Consider the following 21,612-nt stretch of genomic DNA (forward strand, 5'->3'; position numbering starts at 1 on the left):
ACTGGCAGCCAGATGCTTTGCTAACCGTTCACCCAAAGGAGATAACCATGCGCCAAAGGACTATTGTCTGCCCGCTGATTCAAAATGAGGGGCGCTATCTGCTCTGCAGGATGGCCGACGATCGCGGCGTTTTTCCCGGCCAGTGGGCGCTTTCCGGCGGCGGAGTGGAGCCTGGCGAGCGCATTTGAGGAGGCCCTGAGACGCGAAATTCGCGAAGAGCTGGGTGAGGCGCTGCGGCTGACGAGCATTACGCCCTGGACCTTCAGCGACGACGTGCGGGTCAAAACCTACAGCGATGGCCGGCAGGAGGAGATCTATATGATCTACCTGATTTTTAATTGCGTCAGCGCCAACCGTGAAGTCACCATTAACGAAGAGTTTCAGGATTATGCATGGGTCAGCGTCGAGGATTTGCCGCGCTACGATCTGAACGTCGCCACGCGAAAGACGTTATCGCTGAAAGGGCTGCTCTGATTTTTAACCCACAGCCAGAAAGCAGATTCCGCACCGCCGGGCTGAGAATAACTTAGCCCGAGCAATGCGCTACAGCGAATTTTGCCGATGAAAGTTCGCCCTGATGAGTATGAGCGGCATCACTGCAATCATAAAAACGTATTCAATCTCTTCATCAAAAGATGATTCAAAGGTTCACTGGCGATAGTTATCCGCCGCTCTAAGCGCAATCGTCCCGATGCGCGTTGACCCACTCGCGTAACGCCCGACGCGAGATCTTTATGCCGCCGGTTTTCAGCGTTTCGGGCAGCGCCAGCCAACGTACCGGCTGCTGAAAGCGCGCCAGCTTATCCTCTACCCAGGCCGCTAACTCCGCCATATCGCAGCCCGCATCGCCTTCTACCACCGCCACCGGACGCTGGCCAAACTCGGCATCATCCAATGGCACGATGAACGCCTGGCGGATCTGCGGATGAGCCATAATCACCCGTTCAACTTCTTCCGGCTGTATCCCCTCACCGCCGCTGAAAAAGAGATTATCCAGACGCCCGACAATCACCAGCTTACCGTTACGCAGCTCGCCGCGATCGCGCGTTGCAAACCAGCCCTGCTCGTTAACCAGCGGCACCAGTTCTCCATCGAGCCAGTAGCCTGCCGCCATGCTGTCTCCGCGCAGCCAAACCTCGCCGTCGATAATTTTCAGCTCCCTCCGGGGCAAAGGTTGCCCGACATCCGCCTCGCCATCGGCCTCTTTGGCGCACACCGTCGAGGCAAATTCGGTCAGGCCATACCCGCACCAGCTGCGGATGCCTTTTGCCCGGGCCTGCTCGGTGAGTTCGACGGGAATTGCCGCCCCGCCCAGAAGAACGGCCTTCAGCGATACCTGCGCATCGCCATTGAGCAGCCGCCACAGCTGCGTTGGCACCAGCGACGCGTGGCTGCAGCCCTGAAGAGCCTGTTCTAACGGCCGCTTTTCCCGCACCGTCAGACGCGATCCGGCCAGCAGCCAGCGCCAGAGAATACCCTGCCCCGAAACGTGAAACAGCGGCAGGGAAAGCAGCCAGTCGTCGTCCGCCGCCAGCGGGATCATCGCCAGCACCCCCTGGGCGCTGGCAAGATGAGCCCGGAAAGTATGCACCGCGGCCTTCGGCAGCCCGGTAGAACCGGAGGTCAGCGTCATCGAAGCCAGACGATCTTCACTCCAGGCCAGCCTGCGGTCGCCGGCGACAGCCTGCATAACCAGCCGCGGATAGCCGAGGGCGAGATCGTCGCCGCTAAGCGCCAGCAGATGATGGACATCGAGGGACGGTAACAGCTGCGTCAGCATGGCCGACGGCAGCTGCGGATTAAGCGGCAGCACCCTGGCGCCGCACTGCAGCAGCGCCAGCCACGCCAGCAGCGCCGCCGGCTGATTGTAGGCCCGCAGAATAACGCCATCGCCTTCACCTACGCCCTGAGTCACGAACCCCGCCGTCAGCGCATCGACCCGCTCGCACAGCTGCTGCCAGGTCAGGCTATCGTCGTTCAGCCGCAGAGCAAACGCGTCCCCCCGCCGCTGACGCCAGTGGCGCCACGGCCAGTCACGAAAGATCACAGCAGCGGCTCCAGCGCATCCGTTGACAGGCACGGCAGCGCGCTTGCAGGCCACGGGCGCACCAGCTGAGTCTGCATCAGCGTCAGCGTATCAAGGCCCGGAATGGTCTGCGGCGTTAGCCAGGCCGCAATACGCGCCAGCTGCGTCAGCCCGAGACTCGATTCAATCGAGGAGCTGATGACCGCCGTCAGCCCAAGAGCGTGGGCGGCGGCAACCTGTTCCTGCACTTTTTGCAGGCTACCGGTAAGGGTTGGCTTAATCACCACCGCCCCTACCCCCTCCTCGGCCTGAAAGCAAAAATCGGCTTCGCGCAGGCTCTCATCCCAGGCAATGGTAATACCGGTTTGTTTCGCAAAAGTGCGGGAATCATCGCGGGTTTTGCACGGTTCTTCGAGGAAAGCGATGCGATCCCGATACTGCGGCTGCACATATTTGGCGAACTGCTGCGCTTTGAGCGGCGTCCACGCCCGGTTGGCGTCCAGACGCAGCCGCAGCTCAGGGATCGCCTCCAGCAGCAGATTTACGACCATCCCGTCGCGTACCGCCTCATACAGGCCCACTTTGACCTTGGCGACCTTCTCGCCCGGCATCGCTGCGAGCCTGGAAAACAGTTCATCCGGATCCCCGGTGCACAGCGGCGCGGCGCGATAATCTGCCGCCTGCGGCAGTTCGTCCTTCAGCTCGGCCAGCGCGCAGCTGACCCCGAACGCCACGCAGGGCTGCGCAGGAAAAGGGAGATCCTGCCCCTGACGCCAGGCTATCGCCCACGCCAGCAGCGCAGCCTGCGCCTCTTCCAACGTTTCTTCGCTAAATCCCGGCAGGGGAGAAACTTCCCCCCAGCCTTCACGCTCGCCGTGCTGGAGATGGACGAACAGCCCGTCACGGGTTTTTAACCGCCGTTCGCGCAGCACCACGCCCGCGTCCATCGGTATCTGCCAGCGGTAAACCTGCGCCCGACGCATTACGGATTCCGTTTAAATTTGCTGAAGTCCGGCTGACGCTTCTGATTAAATGCGTTGCGCCCTTCCTGCCCCTCTTCGGTCATGTAGAACAGCATGGTGGCATTACCCGCCAGCTCCTGCAGACCCGCCTGACCATCGCAGTCCGCGTTCAGCGCCGCTTTCAGGCAGCGCAGGGCCATTGGGCTGTTTTGCAGCATTTCGCGACACCAGCGAACGGTCTCTTTTTCCAGCTCTGCCAGCGGGACGACGGTGTTGACCAGCCCCATATCCAGCGCCTGCTGCGCATCGTACTGGCGGCACAGGAACCAAATTTCACGCGCTTTTTTCTGACCAACGATGCGGGCCATATAGGCTGCGCCCCAGCCGCCGTCGAAGGAGCCCACTTTGGGACCCGTCTGACCAAAGATGGCGTTTTCCGCGGCGATCGTCAGGTCGCACATCATATGCAGCACGTGGCCGCCGCCGATGGAGTAGCCGGCGACCATTGCGACGATCGGTTTCGGACAGGTGCGGATCTGACGCTGGAAATCAAGCACATTCAGGTGATGCACGCCGGAATCGTCCTGATAGCCGCCGTAGTCGCCGCGCACCTTCTGGTCGCCGCCGGCGCAGAACGCCAGATCCCCTTCGCCGGTCAGGATAATGACGCCGATGTTGTCGTCATAGCGGGCATCCGCCAGCGCCTGAATCATCTCTTTTACGGTCAGCGGGCGGAATGCATTACGCACCTGTGGGCGGTTAATGGTGATTTTAGCAATACCATCCGTCGATTTTTGGTAACGAATATCGGTATAGCCTTCGGAACAATCGTGCCATTCAACCGGGGCGTAGAGCATGGCTTCATCAAGAGAGATCATAGAATGTCCTTTAGTTAACTTGCTAAAAACTGTGCCAGGCAAGCGGTTACCGCCGCGGGATTTTCCCGATGCGCGTTGTGCCCGGCATGATGAATAACGTGTATCGTCGCGGCTAAATCGCCCGCTATCGCGCGGAATTTTTCATCGCGCGCGCCGCAAAGATAGTGAAAAGGAAAGCGGCAGGCTCGTAATGCCGGGCGCAGATCGGGCTGGACCGCCAGCGACGTCGCCTCCAGCATGGCGGCAAGATTTTCGCCATGATTGCGGCTGCGTAATGCGATTAAGGCCGCTCGCTGCTGCGCATCCAGCGAGGCGAAAACCGGCTGCTGGTACCAGTCAGCAAAGACCTGGGGCAGCGGTTCGCGGCGAAAGCGTTCGGCCCAGGCCGCATCGCTCCGGCGACGCAGCAGGCGATCGCTATCGTCGCGTAGTCCCGGATGACCGCCCTCCACGACCAGCCCGCACAGCCCGTCGCGCGGCCGGCTGGCAAAGGCCATCGCGATGCGGCCGCCGAGGGAGTAGCCAACCAGCCAGTAGTTAAGGATGCTGTAACTATCCAGCGTCTCCTGCAGTAGCCGGCAGACATCGGCAAAATCAGCTACCTGAATATCACGGGAACCGCCGTGGCCCGGCAGGTCGATATACAGGCGCGAGCGGGCGCTAAACGCCTCCCCGACCGGCTGCCATTCACGACTGTCGCCCGAAAAACCGTGTAAAAAAATCAGCCAGGGTTCACTGGCCTGGCCGCGTTCGCACTCGGCGTGCAGGCTCATAGATGACTCACCTGCGCCAGCAGCTGCTGCAAAGTATGGGTGCCATCGGTTTCGTTCACCACCAGCTCAATCACGGTCGCGCCAGGGATGCGCCACGCGTCGGACAGCGCCGTCTCCAGCTCGTTCCAGCTGCCCGGGCGGCTGTAGTTGAGATCGAACATCGCCGCAGCATGCCCGAAGTTGACGTCCTGCGGCATTAAATAAAACTGGCGCCTTTCGTCCTGCGGCGTCGGCAGCAGAGAGAAGATCTGGCCGCCGTTATTGTTGACGACAATCAGCACCAGCGGAGCCGAGGCATGGCGCAGCAGCGCCAGCGAATTAAGATCGTAGAGCGCGGAAAGATCGCCAACGATAGCCAGCAGAGGGCGAGCGCTGGCCCGCTGTACGCCGGCGGCGGTTGCCAGCAGGCCGTCAATACCGCTGGCGCCGCGGTTGCTGTAGACCGGATAGCCTGCCGGCAGCTGCGATAGCGCATCAATTAAGCGCACCACCAGGCTATTGCCCACAAACAGCTGCCCCTGCTCCGGCAGATAGCGATGAATACGGTGGGCCAGCTGGGCCTCGCCGAAGCGCTCGCTGCTTTCCACCGTCGCCTGCCAGGCCTGCTGCGCGAGAACCGGCAGCGTCGTTGCCCAGGGCTGGCGTTTTTCCGCCGGATGCAGTTCAAGCCACTCCCCCACCGGGCAGACCAGACGGCGGCCGCGGTGCTGGGCCGGATCTAAACGCCCGGGTAAATTATCGACCAGCCAGTACTCCTCCGGCTCGCAGCTCGCCTGCCACTGCAGGAGGCGTTTTCCGGTCAGGCTGCTGCCCAGCTGGATAACGATTTGCGCCTGCTCCAGCTCGCTGACCGCTTTCCCGTTGCCCAACCATAGATCGGCGCAGGGCAGCGGCTGCCCGGTTTGTGAAAGCACGTCGCCAATCAGCGGCCAGCCGAGCATTTTCGCCCACGCGGCGGCCTGTACGCCTTCGGCGGCGCTCATGCGCCCGGCAATAACGACGCCGCGCTTTTGGCGCCAGAAAAACCAGTCGCGCTGCTTTTCGCTTGCAAGATGCAGCGACTGACGCAGCCAGGGCGTATCGCTCTGCCACCAGTCCCCAAGCTGCTGCTGCCAGCTCACGCCGGTATCGTCCATATCGCCATACAGCGGCTCGGCGAACGGACAGTTAATGTGTACGCCGCCGGAATGCAGCGCGCCCAGCGCCTGGTCGATGGTTGAAACCAGCCAGCGCGCGGGAATATCCTGCGACGGACGCGGCAAAGAGAGGGTTTCGGACGGATGCGATGCGAACATGCCCGGCTGGCGGATCGCCTGGTTAGCGCCGCAGTCGATCAGCTCCGGCGGCCGGTCGGCGGTGAGCAGAATCAGCTTCTCGCCGGTCAGCCCGGCCTCAATCAATGCCGGATAGAGATTGGCCGTGGCGGTACCGGAGGTGACAATGACCGCCACCGGCTGCCTGCTGGCCTTCGCCAGCCCCAGCGCCAGGTGGCCGAGCCCGCGTTCGTCAAAATGAGTATGGGGAATCAATGCGCGGTTTTCCGCAGCTGCCAGCGTTAAAGGCGTCGAGCGCGACCCCGGCGCAATGCAAATATGCTGCACGCCGTGGCGGGTTAATGCTTCAAGGATCACCGCCGCCCAGCGTCGGTTAAATGCGCTTACTGACATGAAATTGTCCGATATCAAATATTGAGGCTAAGTATAGGTAATACAAAGTGATGGAGTATTGATATGCGTCGTTTATCTACATTTTTCTCAGCAGCAACGAACGCAGCCCCGCGGCTTTATTTTCAATTTCCTGCCACTCTTGTTCAGGCTCGGAACCGCTGACGATACCGGCGCCGGCATACAGCCTGAGGGTGTCGTTTTCCACCTTCGCCGAGCGCAGCGCCACGCAGAATTCGCTTTGCGCCAGCGACAGATAGCCGGCGGAACCGGCGTACCATTCGCGGGTAAAGGGTTCATTTTGGCTGATAAAGTCCAGCGCCGCCCGCCGCGGCAGCCCGGCGACCGCCGCCGTAGGCTGCAGCTGGCGCAGGCAGCGGGCGTCATCGGATGAATTCAGCTCAGTCCAGATGCAGCGCCGCAGATGCTGCACCTTGCGCAGGCGCACCACCTGCGGCGGCAGCACCTCCAGCATCTGCGCTTCGCCCTGCATTCGCTGGCAAATATCCTCCACCACCAGCATGTTTTCCCGCTGGTTTTTATCATCCTGCATTAACCAGTCGGCCAGCGCCCGCGCCTGGCGATCGTCAGCATGGCCGGCGACGGTACCCGCCAGCGCCTCGGTACGCAGCAGCGTTCCGCGCCGACGCCACAGCCGCTCCGGCGTTGAGCCGAAAAACGCCTGCTGCGGGTTAAAGGCCATCAGGAAGTGGAAGCAGTTAAAGTTACTGCGGCGGCTGGCGGCCATAATCGACCAGGCATCTAAGGGAGCGGCGAACCGCACGTCCGTGGCGCGTGCCAGGACGACTTTTTCCATCTCTCCGGCCGCAATGGCCCGGGTAGCCTGCAGGATAAGCTCACGCCAGCGCGGATATTCCGGGAAGTGCTGCTCGCTGAGTACGACCGGTATCGCCGCAGGCTGCGCCTGCTCCGCCGTTAATGTCCGCAGAAACTCGCGCGCCGCCCGGGCATCTTCGCGTAGCGACGTCGCGCTGCACAGCACCAGCCGCAACGACGCCGTTCCCCCTACCCGACGCCACTCCAGCCGCGGCAGCACCAGCGCTCCGACCTGCGGACTGAAGGCATTCAGACCGCAAATACGCAGATCCTGATGCTGCTGATGCTGTAAAAAACGCTGCGCTTCGGCCAGCGAAGAGAACGTTTTCACCGCACCTAGCGCAGCAAGCTCCTCGTCGCCGCTGCGCTGCTGCCAGTAAAACTGCGGCCACTGAGGCTGGCGCCCGAACCACAGCAGGGGATCAAACGCATCGTGGAGAGGAAACGAGACATCGAAAATTCGCGTGCCGGACGATGCGGGGAACTCATCGCTCAGGCAGCCGCGTAAGCTTTCCAGCGCAGCGGAAACAGACAGCACGCAAACCTCCACAGACTAAAAACCCCACATTATACGGGGTCCTGGCGAGAAATAGCAGTACCCACGATGAGGGAGTGGCCTTTGGCGGCCCGTCGGTCATTCAGGAAGTATAGATAGTCTGCGGCTACCTCGGCAGGAGCGGGTCCGCTGCGGCCTCGCGGGCCATGCCGATATGCGCAATCCCGTCTTCGTCGTAAACCTCGGTCACCGGCTGGAAGCCGAAGCTGGCGTAGAAGCGCTGTAAATGCGCCTGAGCGCCGAGGTAGATAGCTTTCTGCGGCCATTGGCGGGCGCAGCTGGCGAGCGCATTTTCCATTAGCTGATAGCCGAGCTTCTCACCCCGCACCGTCGGGCTGACGATAACCCGGCCAATGACCACCGGCGCGAAATCCTCTTCGCTTTTCAGGATCCTCGCATAGGCCACCAGCTCATCGCCGCGCCAGCCGAGAAGATGACGGTTTTCGCCGATCAGGTCATCGCCGTCAACATCCTGATAGGGACAGTTTTGTTCGACGATAAAGACTTCGCAGCGCAGTTTGAGCAGCGCATAGAGCTGCGGGACGGTCAGCTCGCTGTGGTGGAGATCCTGCCATATCATCATCTATTATTCCTTCATTGAAATTAGCCCTGCATCATTCCGGCGGCATGAAGACGGCAAGCTCAGCCAACGCGCGCGCAACCTGAGGGATGACGGGTATACTCTGTTTTTTGACTCACGCCCTAAGGACACAGGACGATGGAATTAACTTTTTTGGGGACATCCGCTGGCGTGCCGACCCGTACGCGTAATATGACGTCTATCGTGCTGAATTTGCAACAGCCAACGGCGGCGGAGGTATGGCTGTTCGACTGCGGAGAAGGCACCCAGCATCAGTTTCTGCATACCGCCCTGCACCCCGGCAAGCTGAATAAAATTTTTATTACCCATCTCCACGGCGACCATCTGTTCGGCCTCCCCGGCCTGCTGTGCAGCCGCTCGATGCAGGGAAACTCGCTGCCGCTGACCCTATACGGGCCAAAAGGCCTGCGGGAGTTTGTCGAAGTGGCGCTGCGCCTCAGCGGCTCGTGGACCGATTATCCGCTGGATATTGTCGAAGTTGGCCCCGGCCTTATCTTTGACGAAGCCGGATATCGGGTTACCGCCTGGCCGCTAAACCATCCGGTTGAGTGCTACGGCTATCGCATTGAGGAGCACGATAAGCCCGGCGCCCTCGACGCGGCCCGTCTTATCGCCGACGGCATCCCCTCCGGGCCGCTGTTTCAGCAGCTAAAACAGGGGCTGAGCGTCGAGCTTGCCGACGGGCGGATCGTCGATGGCCGCCGCTATCTTGGCCCGACAACGCCGGGCAAAAAGCTGGCCATCTTCGGCGATACCGCACCCTGTGCGGCGGCGCTGGAACTGGCGCGCGGCGTGGACGTCATGATTCATGAGACCACCCTGGAACAGGCGATGGCCGAGAAGGCGAACGCTCGCGGGCACTCCTCCAGCCAGCAGGCGGCGGCGCTGGCGCGCGATGCCAACGTCGGCACCTTTATCGCCACCCACTTCAGCTCGCGCTACGACCCGCAGGGCTGCCTGCGCCTGCTGGCGGAGTGCCGGGAAATCTTCCCGCAGACCCTGCTGGCGGAAGATTTTATGGTCTATCCCATCGGCTAAGCAGGCGCCTCGATCGGGCTGGCCCGGTTAACCGACGCGCATAAAAAAACCGCCGATCGTAGACCGGCGGTTTTTTGCAGGCGTAGCCGCTTTACATCAGCGGCGTTGCCAGCTGCACGATGCTAATCAGCGGCTGCGGCCAGACGCCGAGTACCAGCACCAGCAGGGCCGAGATCAGTACCACGATACCGCCGGCGCTGTACTGCCAGTTAGACGGCGCGTCGCGGTTCAGTTTCTCCGGCGCGCTCAGATACAGGCTCACCGCTACGCGCAGGTAGTAGTAAAGACCAATCGCCGAACCCGCCACCACGGCACCAACCAGCCACCACAGGTGCGCGTGCACGCCGACCGCCAGCACGTAGAACTTACCGATGAAGCCCAGCGTCATCGGAATACCGGCCAGCGACAGCATCATCACCGTCATCACCGCCGACAGAATCGGACGGTGCCAGAACAGGCCGCGGTAGGAGTACAGCGAGTCGGCATCCGGGCCGCGGTACGGGCTGGACATCAGGCTCACCACGCCGAAGGCGCCAAGGCTGCTGAACAGGTAGCCGGCCAGATAGACGCCAACCGCTTCCATCGACATTTCGCCGCTCTGCAGGGCGATCAGCGCCACCAGCAGATAGCCGAGATGCGAGATCGAGGAGTAGCCGAGCAGGCGCTTGATGTTGGTCTGGCTCAGCGCCATCAGGTTACCGAAGATAATGGATGCAAAGGCTATCAGGCCCAGCACGATGCGCACCGCTTCGCTATTGCCTACCGGCATATACAGGAACAGACGCATCACCACGCCGAAGATAGCAATCTTGCTGGCGGTGGCCAGGAAGGTTGATACCGGCGCCGGCGCACCCTGATAAACGTCCGGCGTCCACAGGTGGAACGGCACCAGCGACAGCTTAAAGCCCAGACCGACAATCATCAGACCCAGACCCGCCAGCAGCAGCGGCTCGTGCAGGGTGTTATCCGCCAGGCTCTTGCCGAGGGCCAGGAAAGAGAGATTGCCGGAGTTCGCGTACACCAGCGCCATACCGAACAGCAGGAAAGAAGAGGCTGCGGCCGAGAGGATGGTGTATTTGATACTGGCTTCCAGAGAGCGTTTCTGGCGGAAAGCGTAGCCGATGAGGCCGAACAGCGGCAGTGAGATCAATTCGATACCGAGGAACAGCGCCGCCAGATGGTTGGCGCCCGCCAGCAGAATGCCACCCAGCGCGGCGATTAACACCAGCAGGTAGAACTCTTCTTTATTGTCCTTGTAACCCTCAAGCCACGGATAGGCAAAAGTACAGGTCGCCAGGCTCGCCAGCAGCACCAGCCCGGTGTAGAGCATGGAGTAGCCGTCAACGCGGATCAGCGGCGTGACGTCCATCGCGCCGTTCTGGCCGACAAACCAAAGCGATATCAGCGCGGCGTTAAGCCCGAGAACCGACAGCGTGGCATTAAGGAAATGATTGCGTCGCCACGCAATGGAGAGCATCACAACCACCACCGTCAAGCCGACGATCAGCAGCGGTAGCAGTGCGATCAGTTGTTGTGGAGTTATTGTCATGGCGAATTACGGCCTTGTAGTAGAAACAGAATTAACAAACCACTGCTGAATGTTGCTCATCGCAGCATGTGAGGTGTCCAGAATCGGCTGCGGGAAGAAGCCCAGCAGCACCAGCAGAACCACCAGCAGCAGAATAATCGACAGCTCGCGCAGCGACATTCCCGGCAGCTCTTTCGCCGCAATCTCGCTCTTCGCTTTACCGAAGTAGGCACGATGCAGCATCGCCAGCGAGTAGACGGAAGCGAACACCAGACCAAAGGTGGAGATCACGGTAATCACCGGCACCACTTTATAGCTGCCGAACAGGATCATGAACTCGCCGACAAAGTTACCGGTGCCCGGCATCCCGAGGGTCGCCACGGCGAAGAACATCGACAGCGCCGGCAGCCATTTAATTTTGTTCCACAGGCCGCCCATCTGACGCATGTCACGAGTGTGCAGGCGCTCATACAGCTGGCCGCAAAGGATAAACAGACCGGCAGCGGAGAGACCGTGCGCAATCATCTGAATCACCGCCCCCTGATAGGCCAGCTGGCTGCCGGTGTAGATAGCAATCAGCACGAAGCCCATATGGGAAACGGAGGTGTAGGCAATCAGGCGTTTGATATCGTACTGGCAGAAGGCCATCCATGCGCCGTAGAAAATACCGATGATACCCAGCCACATAGCGATTGGCGCAAATTCGGCGGAGGCGTTCGGGAACAGCGGCAGCGCAAAACGCAGCAGGCCGTAGGCCGCGGTTTTCAGCAGGATCCCCGCGAGGTCAACGGAACCGGCGGTCGGCGCCTGGGAGTGCGCGTCCGGCAGCCAGCCGTGCAGCGGTACAACCGGCATTTTCACCGCGAAGGCGATGAAGAAGCCCAGCATCAGCGCATATTCCACGCCGTGGGACATCGGCGTCTTCAGCAGATCTTCATAGTTGAAGGTCCACACGCCGGTGGCGTTGAAGTGAACAAACGCCAGCGCCAGGATGGCAATCAGCATCACCAGCCCGCTCGCCTGGGTATAGATGAAGAACTTGGTGGCCGCCGTGATACGCGTTTTCCCGTCGGAAGCCTTATGGCCCCACAGCGCGATCAGGAAGTACATCGGCACCAGCATCATTTCCCAGAAGAAGAAGAACAGGAACATGTCGATGGCGAGGAACACGCCGATAACGCCGCCCAGGATCCACATCAGGTTGAGGTGGAAGAAGCCCTGATACTTTTCGATCTCGCGCCATGAACAGAGTACCGCCAGTACGCCGAGCAGGCCGGTCAGCACCACCATCAGCAGCGACAGACCGTCGATAGCCAGATGAATGCTAATACCGAAGCGAGGGATCCACGGCATGACAAATTCAGACTGCCACTGGGGGATACCCGCGGCCTGTGTCAGAGAATAGCCGCCCTGCAGCCACAGCTGCAGTGAGAGAACCAGCGTCAGTCCCATGGTAATCAGCGCAATCCAGCGCGGCATCTTCACGCCAAAGCGTTCGGTCTGCCAGCACAGGAACCCGCCGATAAAGGGGATTAGTATTAACCAGGGTAATAACATAGCTGAGTATGTCCCTTATATTTACTCCTGATCAGGCTATCTCGCTCGCCAGCCCGAATCCTGCCAGTGCTCGCACAAAACGCATCGCGTTTTGAACGTCCGTAAGGACGGCCCCGTAGGGGTGAGCTTCGCGAATCATCCTCGCGCACTTTCGTACGCTGCGGTTGCTCTGCGCTGGCGGTCTCCGGTCTGACTTCGCCGATGACGCCTGTACCTCAGGAACAGATTTTCAACGAATTCTAAAATTCTTTTAGGGTTTGTCGGCCGGATAAGCGCAGCGCCATCCGGCAATCGCTCACCCGGCCAACAAACTCAACGCAATACCATCAGCAGCGCCAGCACGACAACCGCACCGATGCTCATTGACGCGACATACCAGCGTAAATAACCGTTCTCGCTTAGCAGCAGGCCTTTACCTGCAAAGCGGGAGAGGATAGCCGGAATGTTCATCATTGAATTCAGCGGATCGCTTTTCAGCAGCCACGCCACGCCGAGGAACGGTTTCACGAACACTTTGTCGTACAACCAGTCGAATCCCCAGGCGTTGTACCACCAGGTGCCGAGCAGGCGGCCAGGCGCGCTATTGGCAATGGAGGTCACCAGCGTGCGTTTACCCAGCCACAGCCATGCGGCGATCAGGATACCGGCGATAGCCACAATCCCGGAGACGATTTCCAGCGTCATCACGCGGCCGTGCTCAAGCTCGGTGGTCTGCGGCAGCACGCCCTGCAGCGGCGGAACAATCAGCGCGCCAACGAAGGTCGACAGAATCAACAGAACAATCAGCGGCAGGTGATGGGTAATCCCCTTACCCGCGTGAGCGTGAATCTGCTCTTTGCCGTGGAACACGATGAAGATCATGCGGAAGGTGTACAGCGAGGTCATAAACGCGCCGACCAGACCGGCAACCATCAGGTTGATATGACCGTTAGCCATCGCGCCGGCGAGGATCTCATCCTTACTGAAGAAGCCTGCGGTGATGAGCGGCAGTGCGGACAGCGCCGCGCCCCCCACCAGGAAGCAGACGTACACCAGAGGAATCGATTTACGCAGACCGCCCATTTTGAAGATGTTCTGCTCGTGATGGCAGGCGAGGATCACCGAACCAGACGACAGGAACAGCAGCGCTTTAAAGAACGCGTGGGTCATCAGATGGAAAATCGCCGCGTCCCATGCCTGAACGCCCAGCGCCAGGAACATGTAGCCAATCTGACTCATCGTCGAGTAGGCCAGCACGCGTTTGATATCGGTCTGCACCAGCGCGGCGAAACCTGCCAGCACCAGCGTCACCGCACCAACGATACCCACCAGATGCAGAATTTCCGGCGTCATCAGGAACAGGCCGTGGGTACGGGCGATCAGGTAGACGCCCGCGGTAACCATCGTCGCGGCGTGGATCAGCGCGGAGACCGGCGTCGGGCCGGCCATCGCGTCCGCAAGCCAGGTCTGTAGCGGCAGCTGGGCAGATTTACCCACCGCGCCGCCCAGCAGCATCAGCGTCGCCCACGTCAGCATATTGTTGCCGGCTTCGAAGTGCGCGGGAGCCAGCTCAACCATTTCGCGGAAGTTCAGGGTACCCAGCTCGTTGTAGAGAATGAACAGCGCGAAGGCGAGGAACACGTCGCCGACGCGGGTCACCACAAACGCTTTCATGGCCGCAGCGCCGTTCTTCGGATCGGTATAGTAGAAACCGATCAGCAGATAGGAGCACAGGCCCACGCCTTCCCAGCCGAGGTACATCAGCAGCAGGTTATCGGCGAGTACCAGAACCACCATGCTGGCAATAAACAGGTTGGTGTAGGCGAAGAAGCGGGAGTAGCCCTCTTCCCCGCGCATGTACCAGGAAGCGAACATGTGGATCAGGAAACCAACGCCGGTGACCACGGAGAGCATGGTCAGGGAGAGACCGTCCAGCACCAGGTTAAAGCCGATGTTGAAATCGCCCACCGACATCCACGTCCACAGCGGAACGCTGATCGCCTGTCTGCCGTTAGCAAAGAAGTCCATCCCAACGAAGGCCGTGACCAGCGCGGCCAGGCCTACCGACCCCATCCCCACGGTGGCGGAGAGGTTTTCCGACCAGCGCCCGCGGGAAAAGGCCAGCAGCACAAAGCCAATCAATGGCAAAAGAATGGTTAAGGAAAGCATGTTCATCCACGCAACTCACTTACTGAATCGATGTTCAGGTTCTGGCGGCGACGATGGAGCTGCAGCAGCAGCGCCAGACCGATACTCGCTTCCGCAGCCGCAAGGCTGATAGCGAGAATATACATTATCTGACCATCGGCCTGACCCCAGTAGCTTCCGGCAACCACGAAGGCCAACGCCGCGGCGTTGATCATGATCTCCAGGCTAATCAGCATAAACAGCAGATTGCGGCGAATCACCAGACCCGTCAGACCGAGAACAAACAGGATCGCGGCGAGGATCAGTCCATGTGTTAAGGGGATCATGCGTGCTCCTCCGTTTTTCTTTTATCGCTATCGTTCTGGCGGTTGCTCAGCACCTCACCGACGCGCTCTTCGCGGCCGATGTGGAAAGCAACAACCAGACCGGCCAGCAGCAGCATGGAGGCCAGCTCCACCGCCAGTACGTACGGGCCAAACAGCGCAATACCGACTTCTTTCGCGCTTATCGCGTTGCCTTCAATTCCCTGATCGTTAAGACCGAGGATGGCATAAACGATAACCACCAGCAGCACCGCGGAAAGGATGGCCGGGCCGATCCAGATCCCCGGCTGCAGCCACTTACGCTCCTGCTCAATTTCGCTGCCGCCAAGGTTAAGCATCATCACCACGAAGACGAACAGCACCATGATGGCCCCGGCGTAAACGATGATTTCCAGCGCCCCGGCGAAGTACGCGCCCAGCGAGAAGAACACGCCAGCAATCGCTAACAGCGAAATAATCAGGTACAGCAGCGCGTGCACCGGATTGGTGTGGGTGATCACCCGCAGGGTTGCGAGGATGGCGATAAGGCCACAGATATAAAAAGCGAATTCCATTGCCCTCTCCTTACGGTAACAGGCTCTTGACGTCGATAGGCTTAGCTTCGTTCTCTGCTTCGCCCTTATCTTTGCCGTCGATTGCCATACCCGCCATCCGGTAGAAGTTATATTCCGGGTATTTGCCCGGACCGGAAATCAGCAGATCCTCTTTTTCGTACACCAGATCCTGACGCTTGTATTCACCCAGTTCGAAGTCCGGGGTCAACTGAATCGCCGTGGTTGGGCACGCTTCTTCGCACAGACCGCAGAAAATGCAGCGTGAGAAGTTGATGCGGAAAAACTCCGGGTACCAGCGGCCGTCTTTGGTCTCTGCTTTTTGCAAAGAGATACAGCCTACCGGACACGCTACCGCACACAGGTTACAGGCAACGCAGCGCTCTTCGCCGTCCGGGTCGCGCGTCAGCACGATACGGCCACGATAGCGCGGCGGCAGATATACCGGCTCTTCCGGGTACATCTGGGTTTCACGTTTGGCGAAGGCGTGCATCCCGATCATGCAGATACTGCGGACCTGGGTGCCGAACCCCACCAATAATTCTTTTAAGGTCATGGTCAATTCACCCCTTATTGCGCCTGCCAGAGAATGACAGCCGCCGTTACCAACAAGTTGATCAGCGTTAATGGCAGGCATACCTTCCAGCCAAAGGACATTACCTGGTCATAACGTGGACGCGGTAATGATGCGCGGATCAAAATGAACATCATCATGAAGAACGCGGTTTTCAGTGCGAACCAGATGAACGGAGGTAAGAATGGGCCATTCCAGCCGCCGAAGAACAGCGTGACGATCAGCGCCGATACGGTGACAATCCCGATATATTCACCCACGAAGAACAGACCGAACTTCATGCCGGAATATTCGATGTGGTAGCCATCGGCCAGTTCCTGCTCGGCTTCCGGTTGGTCGAAGGGATGACGGTGACACACGGCCACGCCCGCAATCGCAAAGGTAACAAAACCGAAGAACTGCGGGATAACGTTCCACAGATGCGCCTGGTTGTTGACGATATCGCCCATATTGAACGATCCCGCCTGCGCCACCACGCCCATCAGGGAGAGGCCGAGGAACACTTCGTAGCTCAGAGTCTGCGCGGAGGCGCGCATCGCGCCCAGCAGCGAGTATTTGTTGTTACTCGACCAGCCGGCAAACAGCACCGCGTAGACCGCCAGGCCTGCCATCATCAGGAAGAACAGGATGCCGATGTTCAGGTCGGCCACCACCCACGACGGGCTGACCGGCACGATAGCGAAGGCCAGCAGCAGCGAGGTAAAGGCGATAACCGGCGCCAGAGTAAAGATCACGCGATCGGTAAAGCGCGGAACCCAGTCCTCTTTAAAGAACATTTTGATCATGTCGGCAACGAGCTGCAGCGAACCGCCCCAGCCCACGCGGTTAGGTCCATAGCGGTTCTGGAACAGCCCGAGCAGACGACGTTCGCCGAAGCTCATGAATGCGCCACAGGTGACAACCACCAGCAGAATGACCACCGCCTTCAGGATGCTTAACAGAATGTCGATGAGATCCGGAGTTAACCAACTCATGCTTTTGCCTCCTGCAGAGTATCAATACGCGCTCCGGTCAGAACCGGCGCAATGCCAGGCATGCCCATCGGTAGGCCAACCTGCCCTGCCGTCAGGCCCGCAGAGATAATCAGCGGCAGGCTAAGCATATGGCCTTCAACGCTGAAGGAGACCATCGCTCCCGCGTTGACGCCAAGCTTCGCGGCATCTTCCGGGTTAAGCTTGAGATACGGCTGCGGCATGCGGCTCTGGAACACCGGCGAGCGCTGCGAAAGCTCATCGCTGCCGAACAGATGGTAGTACGGCGCAATCCGCCATTTCCCTTCTTCGGCCTGGAAGCTTTCCGGCACCGTGGTGAAGTAATCCAGACCGTCGGCGGAAGCCTCAATCAGGCGCACGCCCGGATCGCCGTGGCGCAGTTTACCGCCCACTTCATCCTGGAATTTGTTCCACGCCTGCGGGGAGTTCCAGCCCGGAGCCCACGCAAACGGAATTTGCGAGCGCGGCGCGGACGGCTGGTTGTTCCCTTCCATCGAGAAGGCAAACATGGTGTCTTTGTCCTGCGGCTGGCGCGGTTCATGCACGCTGATATTGGCGCGCATCGCCGTGCGGCCGCTGTAGCGATGCGGTTCGCGGGCCAGCTTCTGACCGCGAATGCGGAAGGTCGCGTCCGGCGCGGCATCTTTAATGCCGGCCAGCTGCGGCAGCTTAGCCACCACCGCGTCAATCACGTGATCCAGCTGCGTCCAGTCAACCTGACGGTTGTCGACGGTGCTGTGCAGCGAATGCAGCCAGCGCCAGCTCTCCAGCATCACGGTATTCGCATCGTAGTAGGCCGGGTCGTAAACCTGGAAGAAGCGCTGGGCGCGGCCTTCGTTGTTGACCACCGTGCCGTCGCTCTCGGCGAAGCTTGCCGCAGAGAGCACCAGGTGCGCTTTGTCCATAATCGCCGTGCGCTGATGGTCAACGACCATCACCAGCGGCGCTTTAGCCAACGCGGCGTCTACGCGCGCGGCGGAAGCATGGCGATGCAGATCGTTTTCCAGCACGATAACCGCATCGGCGGCGCCGGTTTCCAGCTCGCTTAACGCCTCTTCCAGCGAACCGCCGCCAATCATGCCCAGACCGACGCTGTTCACCGCCCGGGCCACCATAGTGACTCCGACGTCTACGCCGCGGCCCTTCAGCGCTTTAGCCACGTTGGCCGCCGCCTGAATAATTTCGACGCTGCCGGCGTTGGTTCCGGAGACGATCAGCGGTTTCTTCGCCCCGGCCAGCGCCTGGACGATCACGTCGATTTTGCCCTGCAGATCCCTGCTCAGGCCTTCCACCGCCGGTGCGCTTTCATCCAGCGCATGCGCAATGGCGAAGCCCAGACGCGCCTGATCTTCAACCGGCGCGCGATAGGTCCACGCGGCGACATCGTCAAGACGGGTGTCATCGATATTGGTGACAAACAGCGGATGCTTCGCGCGCTGACCGATGTTGAGGATCGCGGCGATCTGCCAGTCGGCGACTTTCTGCGCCGCGGCCATTTCACGCGCTTTTCCTTTCACCGCCTGGCGTACGGCCAGAGCAATGCGGGCGCCGGTTTGGGTAATATCTTCCCCCAGCACCAGTACCGCATCGTAGGATTCGATTTCGCGCAGCGCCGGAGTATGAATACCGCCGTCACGCAGCACTTTCAGCACCATCTGCAGGCGTTCCTGCTCGGTCTTCGCAATGCCGGTATAGAAGTTCTCCGCGCCCACCAGCTCACGCAACGCAAAGTTGCTTTCAATGCTGGCGCGCGGCGAGCCGATACCAATCACTTTTTTCGACTGGCGCAGAATATCCGCCGCGCCCTGCATCGCCTGTTCGGCGTTGAGGGCGATCAGATCGTCGCCGCGGCGTTGAACCGGCTGACGCGGACGGTCTTTCAGGTTCACGTAGCCATAGCCGAAACGACCGCGGTCGCAGAGGAAGTAGCGGTTTACGGTGCCGTTATAGCGGTTTTCGATACGACGCAGTTCGCCGTAACGTTCACCCGGGCTGATGTTACAACCGATGGAGCACTGCTGGCAGATGCTTGGCGCAAACTGCATATCCCATTTACGGTTATAGCGCTCGGAGTGCGTTTTATCGGTGAATACGCCGGTCGGGCAGACCTCAACCAGGTTGCCGGAGAATTCGCTCTCCAGCACGCCGTCTTCCGGACGACCGAAGTAGACGTTGTCATGAGCGCCATAAACGCCCAGATCGGTGCCGTCAGCATAGTCTTTGTAGTAGCGTACGCAGCGGTAGCAGGCGATGCAGCGGTTCATTTCATGCGAGATGAACGGCCCCAGGTCCTGATTGCGGTGGGTGCGCTTGGTAAAGCGGTAGCGGCGGAAGCTATGACCGGTCATCACGGTCATATCCTGCAGGTGGCAGTTACCGCCCTCTTCGCAGACCGGACAGTCGTGCGGGTGGTTGGTCATCAGCCACTCAACCACGCTTTCGCGGAACTGCTTCGCTTCGCCGTCGTCAATGGAAATAAAAGTGCCGTCCGATGCCGGTGTCATACAGGACATCACCAGGCGACCACGCGTGTCTTCCGCGTTTTGATATTGCTTCACCGCACACTGGCGGCAAGCACCGACGCTGCCGAGCGCCGGGTGCCAGCAAAAGTATGGAATATCAAGACCGAGAGAGAGACAGGCCTCTAACAGGTTGTCCGCTCCGTTGACCTCGTATTCTTTGCCGTCTACATGAATCGTAGCCATTAGCATGCTTCCAAATTAAAAAAATCGTTACCACTTCCTCATTCAGACTGCCGCCTTGCTACAGCCTGAATGAGTTGTGGGAATCACCAGCGCGTCTTAAGCAGGTTCGGCTGAATCCCGTTGATAGCATGGGTATTACTGAACTGCTGCTTAATGCCTGCTTCGAATTCGTCGCGGAAATATTTAATGGCGCTCTGCAGCGGTTCGACCGCACCTGGCGCATGCGCACAGAAGGTTTTCCCCGGGCCCAGGAATCGACACAGTTGCTCAAGTGTCTCGATATCACCCGGTTGACCTTCACCGCGCTCCAGAGCACGCAGAATTTTCACGCTCCACGGCAGACCGTCGCGGCACGGCGTACACCAGCCGCAGGATTCGCGGGCGAAAAACTCTTCCAGGTTACGCACCAGCGACACCATATTGATCTCGTGGTCAACGGCCATCGCCAGCGACGTCCCCAGACGGCTTCCCGCTTTGCCAATACTTTCGAATTCCATCGGCAGATCAAGATGCGCTTCGGTCAGGAAGTCGGTTCCCGCGCCGCCCGGCTGCCAGGCCTTGAACTTCAGGCCGTCGCGCATGCCGCCGGCATAATCCTCAAGGATTTCGCGCGCGGTGGTACCAAACGGCAGCTCCCAGACGCCCGGATTTTTCACCCGGCCAGAGAAGCCCATCAGCTTGGTACCGGCATCTTTGCTGGTAGAAATGTTCTGATACCACTCGACGCCGTTGGCCATAATCGCCGGGACGTTACACAGGGTCTCAACGTTGTTGACGCAGGTCGGCTTACCCCAAACGCCGGAGCTCGCCGGGAACGGCGGCTTGGAGCGCGGGTTGGCGCGACGACCTTCGAGGGAGTTAATCAGCGCGGTCTCTTCACCGCAGATATAGCGCCCTGCCCCGGTGTGCACGAACAGTTCGAAATCGAAACCGGTGCCGAGAATGTTTTTGCCCAGCAGGCCGGCTTCGGTCGCTTCGGCAATGGCGCGGCGTAAATGGACCGCCGCTTCAATATATTCGCCGCGCAGGAAGATGTAGCCGCGGTACGCCTTCAGCGCAAACGCGGAGATCAGCATGCCTTCCACCAGCAGGTGCGGCAGCTGCTCCATCAGCAGGCGGTCTTTATAGGTGCCCGGCTCCATCTCATCGGCGTTACACAGCAGGTAACGGATGTTCATGGATTCGTCTTTCGGCATCAGGCTCCACTTCAGACCGGTAGAGAAGCCCGCGCCGCCGCGCCCTTTCAGACCGGCGTCTTTCACCTGGTTGACGATCTCATCCGGCGCCAGGCCAAGCAGCGCCTTACGGGCGCCCTCGTAGCCATTTTTGCTTTGATACTCATCCAGCCATACCGGCTGTTTGTCATCGCGCAGGCGCCAGGTTAGCGGATGCGTTTCGGGAGTTCGGATAACGTTTTTCATTTATACCGCTCCAGCAAATCAGGAATTCCTTCCGGCGTCAGATGACTGTGGGTGTCTTCATCAATCATCATGCTTGGGCCTTTATCACAGTTACCCAGACAGCAGGTCGGTAACAGGGTAAAGCGGCCATCAAACGTAGTCTGACCCGGCTTGATATTCAGCTTTTGCTCAAGTGCCGCCTGAATCCCCTGATAGCCGGTGATGTGACACACCACGCTGTCGCAGTAGCGAATAACGTGACGGCCAACCGGCTGACGGAAGATCTGGCTGTAGAAGGTCGCAACGCCTTCGACATCGCTGGCCGGGATCTCCAGTACGTCAGCGATCGCATAGATCGCGCCGTCCGGCACCCAGCCACGCTGTTTCTGAACGATCTTCAGCGCTTCAATGGACGCCGCACGCGGGTCTTCGTAGTGGTGCTTCTCGTGCTCAATTGCCTCACGCTCTGCCGCACTCAGCTCAAAAGCCTCGGTTTGTGGTTGTTGATTTTCGTGCATAA

Annotated in this window: 18 protein-coding genes and 1 pseudogene; 2 read left to right on the forward strand and 17 right to left on the reverse strand. The window is 59.8% G+C overall.

Annotated elements, in window-relative coordinates; translation table 11 throughout:
* The first annotated feature begins 47 nt into the window (after positions 1-47).
* A pseudogene (gene nudI / locus NWP14_RS14050) lies at positions 48-474 on the forward strand (nucleoside triphosphatase NudI).
* A gap of 199 nt (positions 475-673) precedes the next feature.
* Here nudI and menE read toward each other — a convergent pair.
* The 7 genes from menE to NWP14_RS14085 all read right to left on the reverse strand — a co-directional run bounded on the left by menE (position 674) and on the right by NWP14_RS14085 (position 8,279).
* Positions 674-2,047, reverse strand: a complete 1,374-nt coding sequence (gene menE, locus NWP14_RS14055; protein ID WP_375215531.1) for an o-succinylbenzoate--CoA ligase — start codon at positions 2,045-2,047, stop codon at positions 674-676.
* Entirely contained in the window at positions 2,044-3,009 is a 966-nt protein-coding gene (gene menC, locus NWP14_RS14060; RefSeq protein WP_375215532.1) for an o-succinylbenzoate synthase, read from the reverse strand. Before menC ends, menE begins: the two co-directional genes overlap by 4 nt.
* Positions 3,009-3,866 (reverse strand): 1,4-dihydroxy-2-naphthoyl-CoA synthase, encoded by an 858-nt coding sequence (menB, locus tag NWP14_RS14065; protein WP_095100594.1) that lies wholly within the window; start codon positions 3,864-3,866, stop codon positions 3,009-3,011. Before menB ends, menC begins: the two co-directional genes overlap by 1 nt.
* A 14-nt stretch (positions 3,867-3,880) precedes the next feature.
* Positions 3,881-4,639: a 2-succinyl-6-hydroxy-2,4-cyclohexadiene-1-carboxylate synthase gene (gene menH / locus NWP14_RS14070; RefSeq protein ID WP_375215533.1), complete on the reverse strand. Its 759-nt coding sequence runs from the start codon at positions 4,637-4,639 to the stop codon at positions 3,881-3,883.
* On the reverse strand, positions 4,636-6,306 hold the full coding sequence (menD, locus tag NWP14_RS14075; protein ID WP_095100590.1) for a 2-succinyl-5-enolpyruvyl-6-hydroxy-3-cyclohexene-1-carboxylic-acid synthase: 1,671 nt from the start codon (positions 6,304-6,306) through the stop codon (positions 4,636-4,638). The genes menH and menD overlap by 4 nt, the downstream gene beginning before the upstream one ends.
* A 76-nt stretch (positions 6,307-6,382) precedes the next feature.
* On the reverse strand, positions 6,383-7,678 hold the full coding sequence (menF, locus tag NWP14_RS14080; protein ID WP_375215534.1) for an isochorismate synthase MenF: 1,296 nt from the start codon (positions 7,676-7,678) through the stop codon (positions 6,383-6,385).
* 124 nt (positions 7,679-7,802) lie between these two features.
* Complete coding sequence (locus NWP14_RS14085; RefSeq protein WP_331834745.1) at positions 7,803-8,279, reverse strand: GNAT family N-acetyltransferase; 477 nt, start codon at positions 8,277-8,279, stop codon at positions 7,803-7,805.
* Positions 8,280-8,414: 135 nt separating this feature from the next.
* On the opposite strand from NWP14_RS14085, the gene rnz reads away from it, so the two are divergent.
* The gene (gene rnz, locus NWP14_RS14090) at positions 8,415-9,335 is read left to right on the forward strand and encodes a ribonuclease Z (protein ID WP_375215535.1); all 921 of its coding nucleotides are present in this window, start codon (positions 8,415-8,417) and stop codon (positions 9,333-9,335) included.
* Between the two features lie 91 nt (positions 9,336-9,426).
* Here the strand turns inward: rnz and nuoN are convergent, their stop codons facing one another.
* The 10 genes from nuoN to nuoE form a co-directional block, all read right to left on the reverse strand.
* Positions 9,427-10,884, reverse strand: coding sequence for an NADH-quinone oxidoreductase subunit NuoN (gene nuoN, locus NWP14_RS14095; protein ID WP_331834747.1), 1,458 nt, complete (start codon positions 10,882-10,884; stop codon positions 9,427-9,429).
* 6 nt (positions 10,885-10,890) lie between these two features.
* Entirely contained in the window at positions 10,891-12,420 is a 1,530-nt protein-coding gene (gene nuoM, locus NWP14_RS14100) for an NADH-quinone oxidoreductase subunit M (RefSeq protein ID WP_095100580.1), read from the reverse strand.
* A 312-nt stretch (positions 12,421-12,732) separates the two neighbouring features.
* Positions 12,733-14,574: an NADH-quinone oxidoreductase subunit L gene (gene nuoL, locus NWP14_RS14105; protein WP_375215536.1), complete on the reverse strand. Its 1,842-nt coding sequence runs from the start codon at positions 14,572-14,574 to the stop codon at positions 12,733-12,735.
* The gene (nuoK, locus tag NWP14_RS14110) at positions 14,571-14,873 is read right to left on the reverse strand and encodes an NADH-quinone oxidoreductase subunit NuoK (RefSeq protein ID WP_002913148.1); all 303 of its coding nucleotides are present in this window, start codon (positions 14,871-14,873) and stop codon (positions 14,571-14,573) included. Before nuoK ends, nuoL begins: the two co-directional genes overlap by 4 nt.
* Positions 14,870-15,424 (reverse strand): NADH-quinone oxidoreductase subunit J, encoded by a 555-nt coding sequence (gene nuoJ / locus NWP14_RS14115; protein ID WP_095100576.1) that lies wholly within the window; start codon positions 15,422-15,424, stop codon positions 14,870-14,872. Before nuoJ ends, nuoK begins: the two co-directional genes overlap by 4 nt.
* Before the next feature lie 10 nt (positions 15,425-15,434).
* A complete protein-coding gene (nuoI, locus tag NWP14_RS14120) occupies positions 15,435-15,977 on the reverse strand; it encodes an NADH-quinone oxidoreductase subunit NuoI (protein ID WP_015365590.1) in 543 nt (180 codons plus the stop codon).
* A gap of 14 nt (positions 15,978-15,991) precedes the next feature.
* Positions 15,992-16,969: an NADH-quinone oxidoreductase subunit NuoH gene (gene nuoH, locus NWP14_RS14125; RefSeq protein WP_041146559.1), complete on the reverse strand. Its 978-nt coding sequence runs from the start codon at positions 16,967-16,969 to the stop codon at positions 15,992-15,994.
* Positions 16,966-19,692 carry an NADH-quinone oxidoreductase subunit NuoG gene (gene nuoG / locus NWP14_RS14130; RefSeq protein WP_095100574.1) on the reverse strand — a complete coding sequence of 909 codons (2,727 nt, stop codon included), beginning with the start codon at positions 19,690-19,692 and terminating at the stop codon, positions 16,966-16,968. Before nuoG ends, nuoH begins: the two co-directional genes overlap by 4 nt.
* 83 nt (positions 19,693-19,775) lie before the next feature.
* On the reverse strand, positions 19,776-21,113 hold the full coding sequence (nuoF, locus tag NWP14_RS14135; RefSeq protein ID WP_095100572.1) for an NADH-quinone oxidoreductase subunit NuoF: 1,338 nt from the start codon (positions 21,111-21,113) through the stop codon (positions 19,776-19,778).
* Positions 21,110-21,610 (reverse strand): NADH-quinone oxidoreductase subunit NuoE, encoded by a 501-nt coding sequence (gene nuoE, locus NWP14_RS14140; protein WP_041146562.1) that lies wholly within the window; start codon positions 21,608-21,610, stop codon positions 21,110-21,112. The genes nuoF and nuoE overlap by 4 nt, the downstream gene beginning before the upstream one ends.
* Positions 21,611-21,612: the final 2 nt, after the last annotated feature.

Source organism: Klebsiella sp. C349492, assembly GCF_042055345.1.
Taxonomy (GTDB): Bacteria; Pseudomonadota; Gammaproteobacteria; order Enterobacterales; family Enterobacteriaceae; genus Klebsiella; species Klebsiella scottii.

Excerpts from the sequence above, each read along its gene's own strand:
- menC (WP_375215532.1), bottom strand. The coding sequence starts at position 3,009 with ATGCGTCGGGCGCAGGTTTACCGCTGGCAGATACCGATGGACGCGGGC.
- menB (WP_095100594.1), bottom strand. The coding sequence starts at position 3,866 with ATGATCTCTCTTGATGAAGCCATGCTCTACGCCCCGGTTGAATGGCAC.
- menH (WP_375215533.1), bottom strand. The coding sequence starts at position 4,639 with ATGAGCCTGCACGCCGAGTGCGAACGCGGCCAGGCCAGTGAACCCTGG.
- menD (WP_095100590.1), bottom strand. The coding sequence starts at position 6,306 with ATGTCAGTAAGCGCATTTAACCGACGCTGGGCGGCGGTGATCCTTGAA.
- NWP14_RS14085 (WP_331834745.1), bottom strand. The coding sequence starts at position 8,279 with ATGATGATATGGCAGGATCTCCACCACAGCGAGCTGACCGTCCCGCAG.
- rnz (WP_375215535.1), top strand. The coding sequence starts at position 8,415 with ATGGAATTAACTTTTTTGGGGACATCCGCTGGCGTGCCGACCCGTACG.
- nuoN (WP_331834747.1), bottom strand. The coding sequence starts at position 10,884 with ATGACAATAACTCCACAACAACTGATCGCACTGCTACCGCTGCTGATC.
- nuoM (WP_095100580.1), bottom strand. The coding sequence starts at position 12,420 with ATGTTATTACCCTGGTTAATACTAATCCCCTTTATCGGCGGGTTCCTG.
- nuoL (WP_375215536.1), bottom strand. The coding sequence starts at position 14,574 with ATGAACATGCTTTCCTTAACCATTCTTTTGCCATTGATTGGCTTTGTG.
- nuoK (WP_002913148.1), bottom strand. The coding sequence starts at position 14,873 with ATGATCCCCTTAACACATGGACTGATCCTCGCCGCGATCCTGTTTGTT.
- nuoJ (WP_095100576.1), bottom strand. The coding sequence starts at position 15,424 with ATGGAATTCGCTTTTTATATCTGTGGCCTTATCGCCATCCTCGCAACC.
- nuoI (WP_015365590.1), bottom strand. The coding sequence starts at position 15,977 with ATGACCTTAAAAGAATTATTGGTGGGGTTCGGCACCCAGGTCCGCAGT.
- nuoH (WP_041146559.1), bottom strand. The coding sequence starts at position 16,969 with ATGAGTTGGTTAACTCCGGATCTCATCGACATTCTGTTAAGCATCCTG.
- nuoG (WP_095100574.1), bottom strand. The coding sequence starts at position 19,692 with ATGGCTACGATTCATGTAGACGGCAAAGAATACGAGGTCAACGGAGCG.
- nuoF (WP_095100572.1), bottom strand. The coding sequence starts at position 21,113 with ATGAAAAACGTTATCCGAACTCCCGAAACGCATCCGCTAACCTGGCGC.
- nuoE (WP_041146562.1), bottom strand. The coding sequence starts at position 21,610 with ATGCACGAAAATCAACAACCACAAACCGAGGCTTTTGAGCTGAGTGCG.